We start from the raw sequence: 18,640 nt of genomic DNA, 5'->3' as shown, positions 1-18,640 counted from the left end.
CCAATGTCGATCTCCAGCGTCCCCACCGCGGTCGAGCCCGCGTCGACAGCCCGTCAGGCACGACGGCGAGCCCGCCGCCCGCTCAACTCCGCCGCACCCTCGCACCGCGGCGATGCGCGCCTGGCCTGGCTGCTTATCGCCCCGGCGATGATCGGCTTCCTGGTCTTCGCGCTCTACCCGACCCTCCGCGGCATCTACCTCAGCTTCACGGACTTCCGCCTGCTCAGCGCCCCGACCTGGATCGGCGTCCAGAACTTCATCGACCTGTTCCAGGACGACACGTTCTGGCAGTCGCTCCTCATCACCCTCTACTTCGTCCTCATCGCCGTGGTGCTGACACTCGCCGTCTCGGTCCTGACGGCGGCGGTGCTCCACCGGGTGACGAAGTCGACCGTCCTGCGCGGGCTCATCATCCTGCCGTTCCTCATCTCGGGGGTCGTCGCGGCGACCGTCTGGTCGTGGATGCTCGACGCGCAGCTCGGCATCGTCAACCAGGTCGCCCACGCGCTCGGCGGCGAGGGCATCAAGTTCCTCACCTCGCGCGAGTGGGCGATCCCGTCGCTCGCGCTCATCCATGTGTGGAAGAACATGGGCTACACGTCGATCATCATCTTCGCGGGCATGCAGACGATCCCGCCCTCGATCTACGAGGCCGGCCGCATCGACGGGGCCAGCGAACCGAAGATGTTCTTCCGCCTCACGCTGCCGCTGCTGCGCCCGATCCTGGCGCTGGTCGTCGTGCTGAACGTCATCGGGGCGTTCCAGGTCTTCGACATCGTCTCCGTCGCGACCAAGGGTGGCCCGGCCCACGCCTCCAACGTGCTCCAGATGTACATCTACCAGAAGGCGTTCGGGCAGTTCGACTTCGGGTACGCGTCCGCGATGTCGCTGGCGCTCTTCGCCATCCTCATCGTGATCACCTTCGTGCAGATGCGTCTGCTGCGCGCCAGCGAATCGGACAACGCCTGATGACCGCCACCACCGCCCACGCCCCGGCTCCGGCCCCCGCCACCGCGCGCCAGACCCCGGCGGTCCCGCCCCGCCGCAAGCGTCGTCGTCCGACCGTCGGGCGCACCATCGCGTGGATCTACCTGGCCCTGATCGTGATCGTCACGATCTTCCCCTTCTATTGGATGCTGCGCTCGGCGCTGTCGAACAACTACGCGATGATCGCGAACCCGTCCTCGCCCTTCCCGGTCGGCTTCACGTTCGGCCCGTTCCTGCGCGTGCTCGGGCTCGAGGACCCGGCGGAGGCCGTCGCACAGGGCGGGTCCGGTGCCACGGTGCAGATCTTCCACTACCTCCTGAACTCGGTCATCTACGCGACCGTCTCGACGGTGCTGATCGTGTTCTTCTCCCTGATCGCGGCGTACGCGTTCGCCCGCTTGCAGTGGCGCGGCCGGGAGCTCGTCTTCTCGCTCTTCCTCGCGGCACTGATGGTGCCCGGCATCCTCACCCTGCTGCCGAACTTCGTGCTCATCAAAGAGCTGGGGCTGCTCAACACCTTCGCGGGCATGATCCTGCCGGGAGCGCTCTTCTCGGCGTTCAACATCTTCTTCCTGCGCCAGTTCATGCTCGGCCTCTCCACCGAGATCGAGGAGGCCGCGCTGCTCGACGGCGCGGGCAAGCTGCGCATCCTGATGCGCCTCACGATCCCGATGACCAGCGGGCCGATCATCACGCTCTCGATCCTCGGTTTCATCGGCATGTGGAACGACTACTTCTGGCCGCTGCTGGTCACCACCGACTCCAGTGTGCAGCCGCTGACACTCGGGCTCGCGGTCTTCAAGCAGTCGTCGCCGCAGACCATGCCCGACTGGGCGGGCCTGATGGCCGCCACGCTGGTGGCGGCGCTGCCGATGCTCATCCTCTTCATGGTGTTCGGCAAGCGCATCGTGAACTCGATCGGATTCTCGGGGCTCAAATGATCGACGGAACACTGCAGCTGGCCTGGGCCCGCCCGGCGGCGCACTGGGAGGAGGCCGTGCCCCTCGGCGACGGCCTGCTCGGCGCGATGGTGTTCGGCGGGGCCGACGGCCGCTACCAGGTGAACGACGCGACGGTCTGGTCGGGCACCCCGCAGATCGCTGCGGACGAGCTCCGGCACGTGCTCGCCGGCGGCGCCGGGCCGGAACGCCTCCGCGAGGTGCGCGAGGCGCTGGCCGCGGGGGACCTCGATCGTGCGGAGGCCCTCCTGATGACGTTCGAGGGGCGGTACTCGCAGGAGTTCCTGCCGTTCGTGGACCTGTTCGTCGGCATCCCCGGGGCCACACCGGCCGAGGGGGAGCCGGCGCGCGTCCTCGACCTCGACCGCGCCGAGGTCGAGGAGCTGCTGACCGTCGACGGCGCGCGCGTGCGGCGGGTCTCGCGCGTCGACGCGCGGACGCTGATCGTCGCCGTCGACTCCGACGAACCGCTGCCGGAGGTCCGCCTCCGCGTGACCACTCCGCTGCGCGAGCTCGCCCGCGCCGCTGTCGACGGGGTCGCCGGCCTCGATGTCGCAGGCCTCGATATCGCCGTCCCGATCGACGGGGCGCCCCTGCACGAACCCTCCGTCGTCCCGCCCCTGCGCTATGCGGAGGAGGGCGAGGGAGGCTATGACGGCTTCGCGTCCGCGGCACTCGCGGTGCGGAGCGACGGCGTGACGGAGGCGGACGACTCCGGTCTGACGGTCCGTCATGCCCGCCGGCTGCTGATCGCCCTCTCGTCGTCGACCCGCGCTGAGTCGTGGTGGGCCGGCGCGGACGACGAGGGGCGGAGCGTCTCCCGTGAGACGATCCGGGCCCGCGCACGGGCCCGCGCCCTCGACGCACTCGTCGAAGGCCGGGACCGAGCCGCCGGCGACGCCCTGACGCGTCGCCCGGCGGCCGCGCGGTTCGCGATCGGCGGCCGGCGCGAGGGGCGCTGGGACGTCGAGGCCGACATCCTGCGCGGAACCGACGACGGTCTGCGCGCCACGGTCGCGGCCGAGTACGGACGGTACCTGCTGCAGTCGTCGTCGCGCGCCGGGGGGCCTGCGGCGAACCTGCAGGGCATCTGGAACGCCGAGCTGCGGCCCGCGTGGTCCTCCAACTACACGATCAACATCAACACCCAGATGAACTACTGGGCGGCAGGGCCGCTGGGTCTCGTCGCGGATGCGGAGCCGCAGATCGCCCTGGTCGAGCGGATCGCCCGCACCGGCCGTGACGTCGCGCGCGAGCTGTACGGGGCACGCGGCTGGGTCGCCCACCACAACAGCGACCTCTGGGGCTGGAGTCTGCCGGTCGGCATGGGCCACGGCGCCCCCAGCTGGGCGATCTGGATGATGGGCGGCGTCTGGCTGTGCCACTCGCTCTGGGATCAGTACGAGTTCACCGGCGGCACCGCTCTGCTGCGCGACCGCATCTGGCCGCTGCTGCGCGGTGCGACCGAGTTCTGCCTCGACTGGCTCCAGGTCGGCAGCGACGGGGTCGCGTTCGCCGCGCCGTCGACGTCGCCCGAGAACATGCATCTGGACGCGGCCGGAACGCCACGGGCGCTCGGAGTGACGGCGACGATGGACCTCGAGCTCATCGCTGCGCTCTTCCAGCGCGCACTGCGGGCGCTCGAGCTCATCGATGCCGACGCCGGTGCCGGGCCCGACGATGCGCTGCGCGGCGAGATCGAAGCGGCGCTCGCGACCATCCCCGAGCCGCGGATCGGCACGGACGGGCGTCTGCTCGAGTGGACGGAGGAGGTCGTCGAGCACGAACCCGCCCACCGCCACCTCTCGGCTCTGGTCGGGCTGTACCCGCTCGACCTCATCACCCCCACGACGACGCCGGTGCTGGCCGACGGCGCACGGCGCTTCCTCGACGCCCGCGGGCCCGGCGCGATGGGGTGGTCGTGGGCGTGGAAGATCGCGCTGCGTGCCCGCCTCGGCGACGGCGAGACGGCGCACTCGCTGCTCCGGGAGGCGCTCGCCCCCTACAGCGGAGACGCCCGCCGCCACGGACCGGTCGACGGGTCGGAGTGGGGCGGCCTGCTGCCGAACCTCTTCAGCACGCACCCGCCGTTCCAGATCGACGGCAACCTCGGATTCCCGGCCGGCATCGCCGAGCTGCTGCTGCAGAGTCACGACGGCATCCACCTGCTCCCCGCCCTCCCGTCGGCATGGCCCGACGGACGGGTCGACGGCCTCCGCGCCCGCGGCGGCGTCTCGGTCGACCTGACGTGGGCGCACGGCCGGCTCGTGCAGGCCGTGCTGCACAACCCGCACCCGCGGTCGCTGAGCCTGCGCGTCCGCGTCGGCGGCGCCGACTCCGGCGACTCCGGCGTCTCCGGCGACTCCATCGACTCCACCGTCTTCGACGTCCGGGTGCCCGCCGCGGGCACCGCCGTCGTCCCGAACCCACCACATCCATCCACTCCCGACACCGACGACGGTGTCCGGGCGATCACAGTGAGGAACTCATGAAGAAGCTCCGCATCATCGCCGGTCTGGCGGCCGTCGGGCTCGCCGCCCTCGGTCTCGCCGGCTGCTCGACCGACGGGTCGTCGGGCGGCAAGACGACGGTCAACTGGTGGACGTGGGACGACCACCAGGCAGCCAACTACAAGCTCTGCATCCCGGGCTTCGAGAAGGCCAACCCCGACATCCAGGTGAAGATCTCGCAGTACAACGTGAACGACTACTTCACGAAGCTCACCGCCGGCTTCGTCGCGGGCACGGCCCCGGACGCGTTCCAGAACAGCGTCCCGCTGCTCGGCCAGTACGCCGGCCAGAAGCAGATCATGCCGCTCGACGACCTCATCAAGAAGACCGATTTCGACCTCGGCAAGTTCGACATCGGTGTCGACTCGTGGAAGTACACCGACGGCAAGCAGTACGGCATCCCGCTCGACTGGGCCGGCGCGGCGATCTACTTCAACGAGGACATGGTGAAGGCCGCAGGCCTCACGGACGAGGCCGTCAAGACCATGACGTGGAACCCGGACGACGGCGGCACCTTCGACAAGATCGTGGCCCACCTCACCGTCGACACGAACGGCACGCGCGGCGACGAGCCCGGCTTCGACAAGAACAGTGTCAAGACCTACGGCATCGGCACCCTCGCCGCGAGCGACTTCAACGGCCAGACTTCCTGGAACCCGTTCGTCACCACGCTCGGCTGGAAGCTGGGCGGCGACGCGACCGCGTGGCCGAAGGTGCTGCCCTACGACGACCCGCGCATGACGAAGACGCTCGACTACATCCGCGGTCTCGGCGACCGCGGGCTGATGCCGAAGTTCGGGCAGTTCACGATCTCGGCGTCGGAGCAGATGGGAGCCGGCCAGGTCGCGATGGCGCAGGACGGCACCTGGAACGCCACCTCCATCACCAAGGTCCCGGGCCTGAAGGTCGGCATCGCGCCGACGGTCGAAGGACCGGACGGCACCCGCGGGATGATCAGCAACTCGAACGCGAACAACATCTTCGTGGGCACCAAGCACGTCGACCAGACGTGGAAGTGGGTCTCGTACATGGGCAGTGTCGAGTGCCAGACGATCGCGGGCAAGACCGCGACCTTCCTCCCCTCCATCTCGCAGGCCCTCCAGTCGACGGTCGACGCGCAGAAGGCCGACGGCGTGGACATCTCCAGCTTCATCGACGCGCTGAAGAAGAAGGAGCTGTACCCGGCGCCGCCGATCGCGAACGGGCAGGAGATCACCGACACCCTGCAGCCGATGTTCGAGGGGTTCTTCAGCGGTGAGGGCGATGCGTCCTTCCTGAAGACCGCCCAGGCGAAGTCGAAAGAGATCCTCGCCAAGAAGTAGGACGGAGCGCGTGGCGGGCGGGGCCGGCAGGTCCCGCCCGCCACGCGTATCCGAGTAGCATCCTCGAAAGGGGGAGCAGCATATGAACGACGAGACGCTGGCCCGGACGGCGCTTCTGCAGTCGTCGTCCGACGCGGCCACGCGCGTGTTCAGCACGATCCTCACCCGCAGCCCGATCAGCCGGATCGACGTCGCCCGCCTGACCGGGTTGTCGCAGGCCGCCGTCACGAAGGCGGTCGCCCCGCTCGTCGCCGCCGGGCTGGTCAACGACTCCCGCGACCCGACGCTCACCGGCCTGCCCGGACGCCCTGTCAGCCCGGTCGCGGTGGTCCCCGACGCCGTCGTCGCGATCGGCGTGAAGGTGAACGCCGACGAGCTCATCGGCGTGGCCACCGATCTGACGACGCGCACGATCGCGTCCGAGCGCGTCCCGCTGACCTCGCACGAGCCGGCCCACGTCGTCGACGCGATCGTGGAGTTGTGCGGCAGACTCCGGGCGACCATCGGCGACCTGGGCGCACGGCTGGCGGCCGTCGGCATCGCCGTGTCGGGCGACGTCGACAGCGAGACCGGCGTGGTCCGCGACTCCGCCCTGATGGGCTGGCGCGGGGTCGCCCTCGGCACCGAGCTCGCCGAGCGGCTGCACCAGCCCGTCGTCGTCGAGAACGACGTGCGGGCGCTCACCATCGGCGAGCACTGGTTCGGCGTCGGCCTCGGGACCGGCTCGTTCGCGATCGTCACCATCGGCCGGGGCATCGGCAGCGGGCTCCATCTCAACGGGGAGGTCGTCGAGGGCGCGTACGGCGTCGCCGGCGAGATCGGCCACCTGCCGCTCACCTCGCCGGATCACACCTGCGCGTGCGGACGCCGGGGCTGCGTGGAGGCGGTCGCGGCGACCAGCGCGATCGTGGAGGCCGTCCAGGCGGCGCACGGCCGTCCCGTCTCGATCGACGAGGCGGTGGCCCTCGGGCGTGCGGGGGATCCCGCGGCCGTCTCCGCCTTCGCCGAGGCGGGCCACGTCATCGGGGCTGCGATCGCCAGCCTGGTCAACCTCGTGGGCCCGGAGCTGGTGATCATCGGCGGCGAGGGCGTGGCGAACTTCGACCTGCTCGAGACCGCGCTGCGCGAGTCGTACGCGGAGCACGTGTTCGCCTCCGCCGACAGAGCGCGCATCGTCGTCCGGCCGCACACGTTCGAGGACTGGGCGCGCGGCGCCGCAGCGGCCGCGATCCGGTCGCTGGTGGTCTAACCGCCGCGCGCCCTCGCCGCTACGCGCTGTGCCGCTGCACGAACTCCAGCGCCTCGTCGGCGACCTCGCGCCATCCCGAGTCGATGATGAGGGAGTGACCGCGGCCCGGGACGACGACCAGTTCGGTGACGCCCGGGTTCTTCTGCTGGATCTTGAACTCGTTCTCGACGACCGCCTGCGGCACGGTGTGGTCGTCGGCTCCGGCGATGAGTAGGAGCGGGCCGCGGTCGTGGTTGTCGGTGACCACCTTGGTCTCGGCGAACGGGTTGAAGTTGGCGGTCGCCGCCTGGAAGATCGGCACGGCCGAGGCGGGCACGTGGTACTTCTCGTAGAGCGCCTTGCCCTCCTCGTCCGAGAGCGCGTTGGTCCAGCCGTAGGCGAACTGCTCGTAGGTCAGCGTGACGCCGTGCTTGGTGCGGTTGAACGTCAGGAGCGCGGGCGCGCCGGCCTTGAGGGCCGACGGCGGCAGCGCGGTCACGCCCTGGAACTGGGCCGGGTCGATCGCCACGGTGACCGCGTTCTTCGACTCGCCCGCCAGCTTCTGGGCGATGAGTCCTCCGAAGCTGTGGCCGATGACGATCGGCGCCTGGTCGAGCGCGTCGATCGCCTCGGCGTAGTGGTCGGTGACCTGCCGCACCATCTTGCCGGCGAACACGTTCGGATCGGCTTTGGCCTGCTCCACCGTCTCGGGGTCATCGGGCCAGCCGGGTGCGAGAGTGGCGAAGCCCTGGTCCTCGAAGAGGTCCCGCCAGGGCTGCCAGCTGCTGGAGAGCAGCCAGAGGCCGTGCACGAACACGACGGGCGTGCGCCCGCTGGCGTTGGCGGCGTCGATCTCGGCGCGTTCGGTCGTGGTCAAGGACATGGTGCGACTCCGTTCGTGGGTAGGACAGGTGTGGGTGCCCGGTGAGTCGGTGCGCCTGCGCGAACGGTATCGGGTGGAAGGGGCGTCTGGGGAGGGGTGACGTCAAGGAACGAGCGGGAGCAGACCTCGACAGCCTGGAATTTCAGGCTGTACCGCGGAGCGCACGGTGGACGCCGTCGAGCTCGGCGTCGGTCAGGCCGCCGGAGCGCAGGTATCCGGCGACGTCGCCGTGGTTCGCGTCGATCCAGTCGAGTGCCGCGGTGATCGCCGATCCGGGGGACTTCGTCGCGAGGGTCTCGAGGCGCGGGACCAGTGGGATGCCGAGCTGCGTGATCAGTCCGGTCAGCGCATCCGCGAAGGCGCCGGCGAGGTTGGTCTGGGTGAGCTCGTAGTCCGCCACGATCGCATCCCGGTCGGCGCCGGCGACGGTCAGCAGCAGCGCGGCGGCGATGCCGGTGCGGTCCTTGCCCGCGGTGCAGTGGAACAGCACCCCCGGGCGCTCGGTGCCCGCCGACTCGGCGACGGTGCGAGCGACCTGAGCGAACTGCGGTGCACTGCTCTGGAGGATGGCTATGTAGAGCTCGTCGAGGGTCGGGATCTGCTCGACCAACGCGGCGATCTGAGCCTGGTCGAGTGCGGCGTGGTCGTCCGAGGGGAGGAGCTGCTTCACCAGCTCGTCCATCGCGCCGCCCAGGATGGACAGCTCGACGAGCCGTGCCTCGCCCCCGGAGGGCAGGATGTCCGGCGCGCGGTGCCGCTCGTTGTCGGTGCGCAGGTCGATGACGGTCCCGATCCGCAGATCGAGGAGGCTCTGCACGCCCGCCGGGGTCAGTGTCGCCAACGCGTCGGAGCGGAACACCACTCCCGATGCCACCACGGCGCCGTCATCGAGGGCGATGCCGCCGAGGTCGCGCGCGTTGTGCGTGCCGTCGATCACCGATGTCAGCTCCATGCATTCCTCCTGGCCGGGTGTGGGATGAGACTATCAACCGAGCGCCCCCTAACCGAAACCTGAGATGACCGGCTCTTTAATTCGGAGCTCCAGGCGAATGTGACCAAAGGTGTATTGGTGCGGCCGAACGCGGGTATTACTTTCATTCTGTGCGCCATCGGGGGACGGCGCTGGCGGTGGCGGGCACGGGGGTTCCTGCCACCGCCGCCTCTTTCTCGTCTCGATTCGGCGCTGCGCGACTCAGCTCAGCAGGCCCAGCCGGGCGGCCTTCCGCACCGCGTCGATGCGCGATGTGGCGCCGAGCTTCTCGTACATGTTCGTCGTGTGCCGCTTGACGGTGCCCTCGGCGATGGAGAGCGAGGTCGCGATGTCGCGATTGGAGTACGCCTGCGCGATCATGCGCAGGACCTCCTGCTCCCGGATCGTGAGGATCGCGCCGTTGACCTCGACGTCGGCGCCGAGCTCGCCCGGCATCTCGGCGGGCGGGGTCGCGCGTTCGATGACCGAGATCAGCTGCTCGCTGTCGACCGTCTTGGTGACGAACGCGGCGGCGCCCGCGCGCAGCAGCTGCCGCTCGAGAACGGCGTCGCTGTGCATCGTCAGGATGACGATCGCGGTCCGCGGCTGGTGGCGCCGCAACCGCGAGATCGTCTGCTCGGCGGGCGATCCGGGGATCTCGACGTCGAGGAGGAGGACATCGGGCGAGTGCTGGGAGACGAGCTGCCACGCATCGTCGCTGGAGCCCCCTTCGCCGACGATGCGGAAGCGTCCTTCGATGAGCGCCCGGATGCCCTGGCGGAACATGCCGTGGTCGTCGATCAGGACGACGGTGCGTGATTCATCGGTCATACGGAACCCGGTCCTCTCGGAATGGTCAGGCTGAGTGTGGTCCCCGTGCCGAGGCCCGGGATGATCTCGAGATCGGCGCCGATCAGCTCGGCGCGCTCCTGCGCCACGATGAGCCCGAGCGCACCGGAGCGCACCGCCTCGTGGGCGAACCCCCGGCCGTTGTCGCTGACCGCGATGGTGAGGCTGCGCCGGTCCCAGTGCGAATGGACCCGGATCGCCTCGGCGTGGGAGTGGCGCCGAGCGTTGTGCACGGCCTCCCGGACGATGATGAAGGCCTCCTCCTGCACGCCGGTCGACAGCCGGTACGGCGTCCCCTCCACCGTGGTCACGACGGGCGGCCCCGAGTCGTCGAGGTCTCCCACGTAGTCGCGCAGCGCTTCGTCGAGGCGTTTGTCGCCGACGGCGTGGCGCAGGTCGAGGGCGATCGCACGGGTCTCGTCGAGGGCTGCGCCGAAGAGCTGCAGGCCCTCTTGCAGCCGGGGGTCCGATGCATCGTCGATGCCGCCGAGCCGCAGGCGCTGCAGTCCGGCGGCGATGCTGTGAGCGACCCGGTCGTGCAGTTCGCGGGAGATGCCGAGGCGCTCCTCGCTGTGCGCGACCGCCAGCCGCTCCAGCAGCACGTTCACATAGCCGACCGAGGCGGGGACCACTGCGCTCATGATCGACGAGTTCAGCGCGCGGGCGAGATCGCCCGCGTCGATGTCGGCGTCGTGGTCGGCGCTGATGATCGAGAACGCCACGTCGAAGAGCTCGGTCGCCGCACTGAGGCTGTCGACGGGGTGGATGTTCTGGCGGGCCCGCGTCTCACCGACGCCGGAGCCGTGTCGAACCGGGGTGACGAGACGTTCCGCGTCGGCGGGCCGTCCCAGCCGGTCGAACGTGCGGTCCAGGATCCAGTCGACCTGCGCCGCCAGCTGCTCCTTCACCTCGGCGTCGGCGACGAGCGTGCTCTCCGCCGCCTCGAGTCGCGTGTAGAGCGCCTCGAGGATGCGATCGCGCAGCGCGACCCCGTCGTTTCCAATCACCACTGATCCTCAGCCCCCGAGCGCTCCCAGTAGCGCCACGATGTTCAGAGCGTACTGGCCCGTCATGAATGTCCGGTACGGGCGCTTCGCGCTTCCCCGCTCGCTTCCGCGGGCGACGAGGAGCATGACGATCACGACCGGGCCGGCGATCCCGAAGACCAGGAGGGTCCGGAGCTGCTCGACGATGAGGGCGAGCGCCGTCGCGCCGCCCGACACGATCGCGGTGCCGATGGAGACGAGCACGCGAGCGCGCTGCTCCCCGAGGATGACCGGAAGGGTGCGTCGCCCTTCGGCCGCGTCGCCGGCGACATCGCCGAAGTCCTTGGTGTGCCCGACGAGTGCGATCCAGGAGGCCGCGACCAGCGCGAAGGCGAAGGCGGAGGCCGGGATCGCATCCGCGACGATGCGGGCGGCGGCGAGGTAGGTGAGGAACACCCCGGCCGCTGCGACCGTGAGAGCCGCCACTCCTGCCTTCTTCGCCGCCCACGGACCGACCGAGTAGACGAGGCCGAGGCAGATGAACGCCACGACCGCGAGCAGGAACGGGCCCTGGAACAGAGTCGCGGTCAGGAGTGAGATCGCGAGCAGGGTGACGGCGATGGAGACCGCCGGCCGCAGCGCCAGCCGGCCCGATGCCAGCGGCCGCGACGACCCGTTGAGCCGGTCGCCCTCGATGTCGCTGATCCCGTTGATGAGATAGACGGCCCAGACGGCGAGCAGCCAGGAGGTGCCCGCCGCCCAGATGCGCGGTGCATCCCATTCCGCTCCGGCGACCAGCACGCTCCCGACGACGAATCGGAGGGCGAAGACGCCGATCACGACGGGGCGGCCCTCGAGGAAAGCCAGTCCCACCTGTGACGCGCAGTCCGTGAGCGCGCGCCGGCGTGGCTGCACCACACTGCTCATGGGCTCATTGTCGAGCGCTCCTCACCATTTGGGTGGTCGCGGCGCATACAACGAAAGTCACATCTGCCGGTGCCCGGCCTTGATGTGGAAGAGGGATGGTGCGGGTGCGGTCAGCCCGCGGCGATCGTCCCGACGACGAACAGCCTCCAGAACCCGAACACCGTCGCGCCGTCGCGACTCGGGTAGGCGGCGCGGAGGCGAGGGCGCAGGTCGTCGAGGAACGCGTCGGCCGCTGGACCGAGCGCGGCGAGGTACGGGCGCAGACGGGTACCGCTCAGCCACCGGAGCACAGCGTCGTCGCCGGTGAGAACGTGTTGGTAGGTGGTCTCCCACCCCTCCACCCGATGGCCGGTCTCGAGGAAGACGTCGAGGTACTCGCGCATAGTCCCGACGCGCCCGATCGCGTCTCCGACGCCGTCGAGGGCGACGGACCAGCGCGGCTCGGCAGCGAGCTGCCTCAGCAGGACCTGGGAGGGGGAGTCCTCGTTCCCGGGGATCTGCACGGCGATCGTCGCTCCCGGCCGGAGGCGGGGCAGCCACGATCGCATCAGGTCCCGATGGCCGGGCACCCACTGGAGCGCGGCGTTGCTCACGACGAGGTCGATGCCGGCCTCGGGCTCCCAGTCCTGAATCGTCTGCTGCCGGAACCGCAGGTTCGGGTGCTCGGCGGGCGCAGAAGCGGTGGAGGCGGCGGCGAGCATCTCGGCGGACGAGTCGACGCCGAGCACCTCCGCGTCGGGCCAGCGCGCGGCGAGGGTCGCCGTCAGTTCCCCCGTCCCGCACCCGAGGTCGACGATGCGGGCCGGGCTCAGCCCGCCGAGCCGGCTCGTCAGGTCGAGGAACGGCCGCGCCCGCTCGTCGGCGAACGTCTCGTACAGCCCCGGGTCCCAGCGCACCATGCCTGCATCGTACGCACGGGCTCACAATGGACGCATGCAGCAGCGCATCGCCCGCGTCGCGACCGCCGGGGGAGCGGAGGTGGCGTACGCCACCGTCGGCCCCGGCACCGGTCGCGCCGTCGTGTACGTCTCGGGCTGGCTCGGGCATCTCGAGCGGGCGTGGGAGCTGCCGGAGGAGCGCGCCTTCTACGAGGGTCTCGCGCAGGGCACGCGGCTGGTCCGCTACGACCGCGTGGGGTGCGGGCTGTCGACGGTTCCGTCGTCGCTGAATCCGTCGACGGCCCGGCCGCCGTCGCTCGCGTTCGAGCTCGAGCAGCTCGACGCCGTCGTCGCGACGCTCGGATCCGAGCCGGTCGACCTGGTGGGCGTGTCCCTGGGGGCGCTCGTGGCGGTCGCCTGGGCGGCCGCGCATCCCGGATCCGTGCGGCGGCTCGTCCTCTACGGCGGATGGGCGACGGGAGAGCAGGTCGCGTCGCCGGGCGTGCGCGAGCACCTCCTCGGGCTCGTCGAGTCGCATTGGGGCCTCGGCTCCGATGTGCTCACCGATGTGTTCGCGCCCGACGCCGGGGCCGCGCTGCGCGCGCGGATCGGGCGCTACCAGCGCGACTCCTCGACGGCCGCGACCGCCCGGGCACTGCTCGGACTGAGCTACGAGCTCGACGTGCAGGGCCTGCTCGGACGTGTGAGGGCCCCGACGCTCGTCCTGCACCGCGAGCACGACCGGGCCGCTCCCGCCGCGCAGGCGGAGGCGCTCGCCGCGGGCATCCCGGACGCGCGCCTCGTGCTTCTGCCCGGCCGCTCCCATCTGCCCTCGGTGGGGGACCCCGCCGCCGTGGTGGCGGAGATCCGGCGCTTCCTCGGGCTGCGCGCCCCGCGCACGGGCGGCGGGATGCTGACCGCGCGGCAGCGCGAGGTCGCCGCGCTGATCGGCGACGGTCTCACCAACCGGCAGATCGCCGAACGCCTGGGCATCGAGGAGCGATCGGCGGAGGGTCATGTGGAGCGGATCCTGCAGCGACTCGGGTTCCGTTCGCGCGCGCAGATCGCCGCCTGGCACGCCGCCCAGCCCGACCGCTGGTGAACTGGGGTGGTTCCACGCCTGTCCGCACGGCCCCCGGCGACGACCCTGGAGTGATGACCGAGACCATCCCGCAGCACACCTTCGAGCAGCACTCCGTCCGTGGACCGTTCAACGCCGCCTTCTTCGCGGCCATGGACCCGGTCCTGCAGCGCAGCCTCCGCCCGCACAAGCAACGCGTGTTCGCGGGGCTCCCCGACACGGTCGTGGAGATCGGCTCGGGCGTCGGCGCCAACCTGCGCTTTCTGCCCTCGGGCGGCACCCTCGTCGCCGTCGAACCCAACCGCTCCATGCATTCCCGGCTGACCGAGGCCGCATGCCAGCAGGGGATCGAGCTCGACCTGCGCGAGCGCACCGCGGAGGACACCGGCCTGCCCGATCGGAGCGCCGACACGGTGATCTCCTCACTCGTGCTCTGCACCGTGCGCGAACCGGAGGCGGTGCTCGCGGAGGTCCGCCGCATCCTGCGTCCGGGCGGCACGTTCCGGTTCGTCGAGCATGTCGTGGCCGCGCCGGGCACGGTGACGCGTGCATCGCAGCGCCTGTTGCGACGGCCGTGGGCGTGGACCTTCGAGGGCTGCTCGTGCGAGCGCGACCTCGAGGGTGCCGTGCGCGCGGCCGGCTTCGCCGGCGTGACGGTCGAGAGGTACCGCATCCACACGCCGTTCCTCCCGTTCAACACGCAGATCGCGGGGGTTGCGCGGGTGAAGGGCCTCGATCGGCGCGATTTGACACCGTAGACGGTTGATCGCCACGATCTGTCCATGCGATCCGCGACCCCGCCCGCTTCTCCCGCACCGCCGTGGCGGTGAGCTCGCCGGAAGAGGCCGCGTTCCTCCTCGGCGTGCACCCGGCCGCCTCCGTCGACGACATCCAGCGCATGTACCAGTTGTGCGTCCAGACGCACGATCCCGACGATCACGCCGGGATCGCCGCACTCACCCAGGCGCGCGAGGTGCTGCTGCGCTCCCGCGGCCGCGTTCCCGCACCGTCGGCGGCCTCGGCGCAAGGGATGCGTCCACCCGTCGCGACTCCTCCGCGGCGCGGCCTCCCGGCCGGTGCCGTCGTCGGGATCGTCCTCGGCGGCGTGGCCGTGCTGGGGGTGCTCGTCGTCGCGATCACCGCGATCGCCGGGTTCGCGGCCGGCGGCCTCTCCGGCGCTCTCGCGCCGCAGCACTCGGCCTCCACGGACGCAGGCAGTGCGGGCGACGTGCTCGACGGGGTCACCGTGCGCTACTCGGGCGAGGGCTGGACGTTCTTCCTCGACTCCCCGCAGGACTGCCCGGCGGCGAAGATCGTGGTGGGCTTCTCGGACACCCCGGGAGGCGAGTCCGAGGACCTCCTCACGGACACCGCGCCCCTCGAGGCGGGCGTCACGTACACGTACGCGCCGATCGACACGGCCTCCACCCATCCCTACGCGCACATCGACGAGATCGTCTGCCACGCGATGTGATCCGCGGGCGCAGAAGGGGGAGGGTGCTGTCGACCGCCCGCAGGCATACTGAGAGGAAGACGCCCGCGCCGGTCCCGATGCCGTGACCTGCGACCCCGTGCAGCGGGCGCGAGGAGGCTGCCATGCCCGAGGGAACCAAGGACGACCCGTGGATCCTGACGACCGCGCCGGGGTCGAGCGAGTACCGCATGTGGCGGGAGGACGACGCCGATCCGCCGGCGCTCGTCTGCCAGGTCGGATCGACGACACTGCGCTATCGCGCGAGCGCCGTAGACGACCTCGCCGCCTGGCTGCGCGAGCAGGGCGACTGGGTGCCGCTCGGCGCTGCGGACGAGCAGAAGACCGCCGCGGAGGGCACCGTCGAGGCGTGGGGCCGATCGGAATCGAACCCGGTCGGCGGCTGGTACGGGCTCCGCTCGGGCTATCGCGGACGGTTCGGGATGTACCTCCCGCCGCTCCTCGAGGAGCTCGGCCTGGTCGCGCTCACCCATGACGCACGGAACAACCGGGTGCGCGCGGTCTGAGACCGAAGATGGTCCCGCGGGACCATGCCCGGCCACGGCGCTGGTACCCGCGCCCGATCCGCCGCCGGGCCGGCCCTCCTAGCGTGGAGGCATGACGAACCGCTCCGACGGATCCGGACCACCCACCACCCCTCCCACCACCCCGCCCGCGGCCACCGGCCCGCGACAGACCCAGCCGAAACGACGGTCGCGCAGAGCTCTCAAAGCGACCGCGTTCTCCCTTGCAGGCCTTGTGGCCGCGATCGGCCTCGCACTCGCGGCGACCTCGATCACCAACGCGGTCGCGACCTCCGCAGAAGAGGGGGAGATCACCTCGTACGGCCGGAAGGTCGATGTCGACGGCAAGAAGATGAATGTCGTCGTCAGCGGCAGCGGCGAGCAGACCATCGTGCTGCTGCCGGGCTTCGGCACAGCCGCTCCCGCGCTCGACTTCGCGCCGCTGACCGAGAAGCTCGACGCGGACTACCGCGTCGTCGTCGTCGAGCCGTTCGGTTACGGCCTCAGCGACCAGACCGATCGTCCACGCACCTCCGCCAATATCGCCGCCGAGGTGCACGACGCGCTCGGCGCTCTCGACATCCACCGCTACGTGCTGATGGGTCACTCCATCGCCGGCATCTACGGCCTCGAGTACGTCAACCTCTACCGCGACGAGGTGCAGGCCTTCGTCGGCATCGACTCCAGTGTGCCGACCCAGCCCGGCATGGACGACGGGCTGCCGATCGGCGCGATGCAGGCGGCGAAGTCCCTGGGGCTGATGCGGGTGTTGACGAGCGTCTCCGACCCGTACGCCGGACTCCCGTTCAGCGACGAGGCGAAGAAGCAGATGAACATCCTGTCCCAGCGCAACAGCCTCAGCCCCACCTACGTGAACGAGACCGAGCACTTCTCGCAGAACTTCCACGACGCCCAGAGGCTCTCGTTCCCGCGCGATCTGCCGGTGCTGCTGTTCGTGCAGGACGACAACACCGATGTGGCGGGCTGGATGCCGCTGCACGAGGAGCAGGCGGCGAGCGTCGACCGCGGCGAGGTCGTCTCGATGGCGGGCGAGCACTACCTGCATCACACGCTGTCGGCCGAGATCGCGCAGGAGACCACGCGTTTCCTGAACGAATCCCGCTGATCCGCCTGTCGGGCCTGGCTGCGCGCGCTCCGGCGCGGTAGCGTGGCCCGACATCGGGGGGACTCGCCTATCGGGGCGACTCGTCTGGTTCGATTTCCAGAGTCCTCCACCATCGCATTGTTCATCGGGCACCCGTCGTGGGCGTTCCCGCGAGCATCCTCAGCGACCTGAGAGAACCCGAACCCGCAGCCGCGCCGTTCGCCGGTGCCGCCCAGAGTGGCCCGCCTAGGCTCGATCGGGTCGGGGTCCGGTCTGCACCGGGAGCACGCACTCACGGGGATGACGCGGAAGGAACGGGATGGCCACGAGCGGACGAGCGCGCCATCGGATCGACGCCGGGAGCTCCCGGCAGGGGCGACGGCACGACGAACGACCGCGCACCGAACGATCGCGCAGCCCGCTCCCGGTCGAGAACCGCCACCGCACCGGACGGGCAGCCGCCTTCACCGCCTCAGCGGCCGCACTCGCGCTGATCGGCGTGGTCGCCGTCGTGCCGCCCGCCGACGCCGCGACCTCCGCCACCGCCCTCGTCGACGCCACGCTGGCCGCCGCGAGTGCCTCGGGCGGGAGCCAGACGAACAGCCAGCACCTGGCGCTCGCGCGATTCGCCGCCTCCACCATCAGACGTGACACGCCGGTCGCGTCGGCGCTGGCCGGGGTGGTGCAGTCCGAGGGCGGCGCCGCAGGCGACCAGGCCGCATCCGCCATCATGGACGCGCTCGCCGCAGGAGGAGCGCGCGCCGCGATCGTGAACGCCGCGCTCTCATACCTGGGCACGCCGTACGTGCTGGGCGGGGCCTCGCACAGCGGTATCGACTGCTCCGGTCTCGTGATGGAGGCGTATGCCGCTGCGGGCATATCCCTCGGGCATCTCGTCCACCTGCAGGACGACGCCGGCACGGTGATCCCCGAGTCCAAGGCGAAGCCGGGTGACCTGGTCGTCTTCGACGATGAGGAGCACATCGGCATCTACCTCGGCGACGGTACGCTGATCCATGCACCCGACGTCGGCCGCGACGTGTCCATCACCACGGTCTGGCAGGGCGTCGCACACCACTTCACCCGTATCCTGCCCGGCTGATCGCCGGGTCGAGCCCTCGTCGAGAACGGAGGAACGATGTCCGCGAGAACCGTCCGGGCCCTCTGGTGCGTCGTCCCGTTCGCGCTGGTCGTCGCCGTGGTGGCGTTCGCCCTGGTCGGGGCGCCGGGCATCGACCACGGCCTCTCGACCACGAAGGTGCCGTCCCACACGGTGCTGACCCGTCGCGAGTGGGTCGACATCGGCATCGGCGCGCTCTTCACGATCATCGCAGTCGTGATCGCGATGCGGCTGCTCCGGCGTCCGGCCGCAGCGACGAGTGCCGGGGAGTCCGCGCCCCGTTAGTATCCGGTCCATGGACGGCCGGGGAAGCGGGGGATGCAGGGGAAGCAAGGGAAGCCGGGCGCGCTGGGGGAGGCGCAGTGCTGCGGCCGTCATCGCCGCGACGATCGCGCTCGCTCTCGCGGGCTGCGGTTCGGCCGTGCGGATCGGCCCTCCACCGTGCCTCCCGGCGCCGCTGGTCGTCGCACCCGCCGAGGTCCAGCCCGGCGGATCGCTGACCGTCTCGAGTCCGCCAGCAGACTGCGACCTCGCGTACGCCGACGGGCACACCTATCGCATCACGGTCGGCGTGCGCGAGACGCGGACGAGCGAGGTGGAGGTGCAGGTCGCCCGCGACGGGAGCTTCAGCATCCCCATCCCGATCCCGGCGGATCTTCCTCGCGGTGAGGCCGTCGTGTCGGTCACCGGGAGTCCGATGGACGACTGCGGGAAGGACGGCACGGGATCCTGTGCGGGCTACGCCGCCTACATCACCGTCCGTTGACCGCCATAACGTGAACGTCACGGCATGTGCAACCCCCGCGACCGCGACGGACCGCAGTGGTACGTTCGTGGTCC

General features: G+C 70.7%; 19 protein-coding genes. 13 read left to right on the top strand and 6 right to left on the bottom strand.

Translation table 11 applies throughout. The features are described 5' to 3' along the window. The first annotated feature begins 3 nt into the window (after positions 1-3). From ACFVU2_RS02805 to ACFVU2_RS02785, 5 genes are all read left to right on the top strand, one after another. Positions 4-969 (top strand): carbohydrate ABC transporter permease, encoded by a 966-nt coding sequence (locus ACFVU2_RS02805; RefSeq protein WP_387870697.1) that lies wholly within the window; start codon positions 4-6, stop codon positions 967-969. Beyond that, the gene (locus tag ACFVU2_RS02800) at positions 969-1,928 is read left to right on the top strand and encodes a carbohydrate ABC transporter permease (protein ID WP_387870694.1); all 960 of its coding nucleotides are present in this window, start codon (positions 969-971) and stop codon (positions 1,926-1,928) included. The genes ACFVU2_RS02805 and ACFVU2_RS02800 overlap by 1 nt, the downstream gene beginning before the upstream one ends. Next, the gene (locus tag ACFVU2_RS02795; RefSeq protein WP_387870691.1) at positions 1,925-4,438 is read left to right on the top strand and encodes a glycoside hydrolase N-terminal domain-containing protein; all 2,514 of its coding nucleotides are present in this window, start codon (positions 1,925-1,927) and stop codon (positions 4,436-4,438) included. The genes ACFVU2_RS02800 and ACFVU2_RS02795 overlap by 4 nt, the downstream gene beginning before the upstream one ends. Beyond that, positions 4,435-5,778 (top strand): ABC transporter substrate-binding protein, encoded by a 1,344-nt coding sequence (locus tag ACFVU2_RS02790; RefSeq protein ID WP_387870688.1) that lies wholly within the window; start codon positions 4,435-4,437, stop codon positions 5,776-5,778. The genes ACFVU2_RS02795 and ACFVU2_RS02790 overlap by 4 nt, the downstream gene beginning before the upstream one ends. Positions 5,779-5,860: 82 nt before the next feature. Further along, on the top strand, positions 5,861-7,027 hold the full coding sequence (locus ACFVU2_RS02785; protein WP_387870686.1) for an ROK family protein: 1,167 nt from the start codon (positions 5,861-5,863) through the stop codon (positions 7,025-7,027). 19 nt (positions 7,028-7,046) lie between these two features. Here ACFVU2_RS02785 and ACFVU2_RS02780 read toward each other — a convergent pair whose 3' ends face one another. The 6 genes from ACFVU2_RS02780 to ACFVU2_RS02755 form a co-directional block, all read right to left on the bottom strand. Then, on the bottom strand, positions 7,047-7,889 hold the full coding sequence (locus ACFVU2_RS02780) for an alpha/beta hydrolase (protein WP_387870684.1): 843 nt from the start codon (positions 7,887-7,889) through the stop codon (positions 7,047-7,049). Positions 7,890-8,031: 142 nt separating this feature from the next. After that, the gene (locus tag ACFVU2_RS02775; protein WP_387870682.1) at positions 8,032-8,841 is read right to left on the bottom strand and encodes a tyrosine-protein phosphatase; all 810 of its coding nucleotides are present in this window, start codon (positions 8,839-8,841) and stop codon (positions 8,032-8,034) included. Positions 8,842-9,081: 240 nt separating this feature from the next. After that, entirely contained in the window at positions 9,082-9,690 is a 609-nt protein-coding gene (locus ACFVU2_RS02770; protein WP_387870679.1) for a response regulator, read from the bottom strand. Continuing rightward, positions 9,687-10,715, bottom strand: coding sequence for a sensor histidine kinase (locus ACFVU2_RS02765; RefSeq protein WP_387870676.1), 1,029 nt, complete (start codon positions 10,713-10,715; stop codon positions 9,687-9,689). The genes ACFVU2_RS02770 and ACFVU2_RS02765 overlap by 4 nt, the downstream gene beginning before the upstream one ends. A 9-nt stretch (positions 10,716-10,724) precedes the next feature. After that, on the bottom strand, positions 10,725-11,621 hold the full coding sequence (locus ACFVU2_RS02760; protein WP_387870674.1) for a UbiA family prenyltransferase: 897 nt from the start codon (positions 11,619-11,621) through the stop codon (positions 10,725-10,727). A gap of 110 nt (positions 11,622-11,731) precedes the next feature. Further along, positions 11,732-12,520: a methyltransferase domain-containing protein gene (locus tag ACFVU2_RS02755; RefSeq protein ID WP_387870672.1), complete on the bottom strand. Its 789-nt coding sequence runs from the start codon at positions 12,518-12,520 to the stop codon at positions 11,732-11,734. Between the two features lie 34 nt (positions 12,521-12,554). On the opposite strand from ACFVU2_RS02755, the gene ACFVU2_RS02750 reads away from it, so the two are divergent. From ACFVU2_RS02750 to ACFVU2_RS02715, 8 genes are all read left to right on the top strand, one after another. Beyond that, entirely contained in the window at positions 12,555-13,601 is a 1,047-nt protein-coding gene (locus ACFVU2_RS02750) for an alpha/beta fold hydrolase (protein WP_387870669.1), read from the top strand. Between the two features lie 53 nt (positions 13,602-13,654). Continuing rightward, a complete protein-coding gene (locus ACFVU2_RS02745) occupies positions 13,655-14,338 on the top strand; it encodes a class I SAM-dependent methyltransferase (protein WP_387870666.1) in 684 nt (227 codons plus the stop codon). Between the two features lie 68 nt (positions 14,339-14,406). Beyond that, positions 14,407-15,054 carry a hypothetical protein gene (locus tag ACFVU2_RS02740; protein ID WP_387870664.1) on the top strand — a complete coding sequence of 216 codons (648 nt, stop codon included), beginning with the start codon at positions 14,407-14,409 and terminating at the stop codon, positions 15,052-15,054. Between the two features lie 122 nt (positions 15,055-15,176). Beyond that, positions 15,177-15,578 carry a DUF6855 family protein gene (locus ACFVU2_RS02735; protein WP_387870662.1) on the top strand — a complete coding sequence of 134 codons (402 nt, stop codon included), beginning with the start codon at positions 15,177-15,179 and terminating at the stop codon, positions 15,576-15,578. Positions 15,579-15,669: 91 nt separating this feature from the next. Beyond that, a complete protein-coding gene (locus ACFVU2_RS02730; protein ID WP_387870660.1) occupies positions 15,670-16,701 on the top strand; it encodes an alpha/beta hydrolase in 1,032 nt (343 codons plus the stop codon). A gap of 298 nt (positions 16,702-16,999) precedes the next feature. Continuing rightward, a complete protein-coding gene (locus tag ACFVU2_RS02725) occupies positions 17,000-17,782 on the top strand; it encodes a C40 family peptidase (protein WP_387870657.1) in 783 nt (260 codons plus the stop codon). Positions 17,783-17,818: 36 nt separating this feature from the next. Then, positions 17,819-18,085 (top strand): hypothetical protein, encoded by a 267-nt coding sequence (locus ACFVU2_RS02720; protein ID WP_387870655.1) that lies wholly within the window; start codon positions 17,819-17,821, stop codon positions 18,083-18,085. 10 nt (positions 18,086-18,095) lie between these two features. After that, the gene (locus ACFVU2_RS02715; protein ID WP_387870652.1) at positions 18,096-18,566 is read left to right on the top strand and encodes a hypothetical protein; all 471 of its coding nucleotides are present in this window, start codon (positions 18,096-18,098) and stop codon (positions 18,564-18,566) included. Positions 18,567-18,640 lie beyond the last annotated feature (74 nt).

Source organism: Leifsonia sp. NPDC058194 (genome assembly GCF_042883605.1).
Classification (GTDB): Bacteria; Actinomycetota; Actinomycetes; order Actinomycetales; family Microbacteriaceae; genus Leifsonia.
Note: the sequence above shows the minus strand (reverse complement) of the source record. Positions and strands in the feature narration are given on the sequence as shown.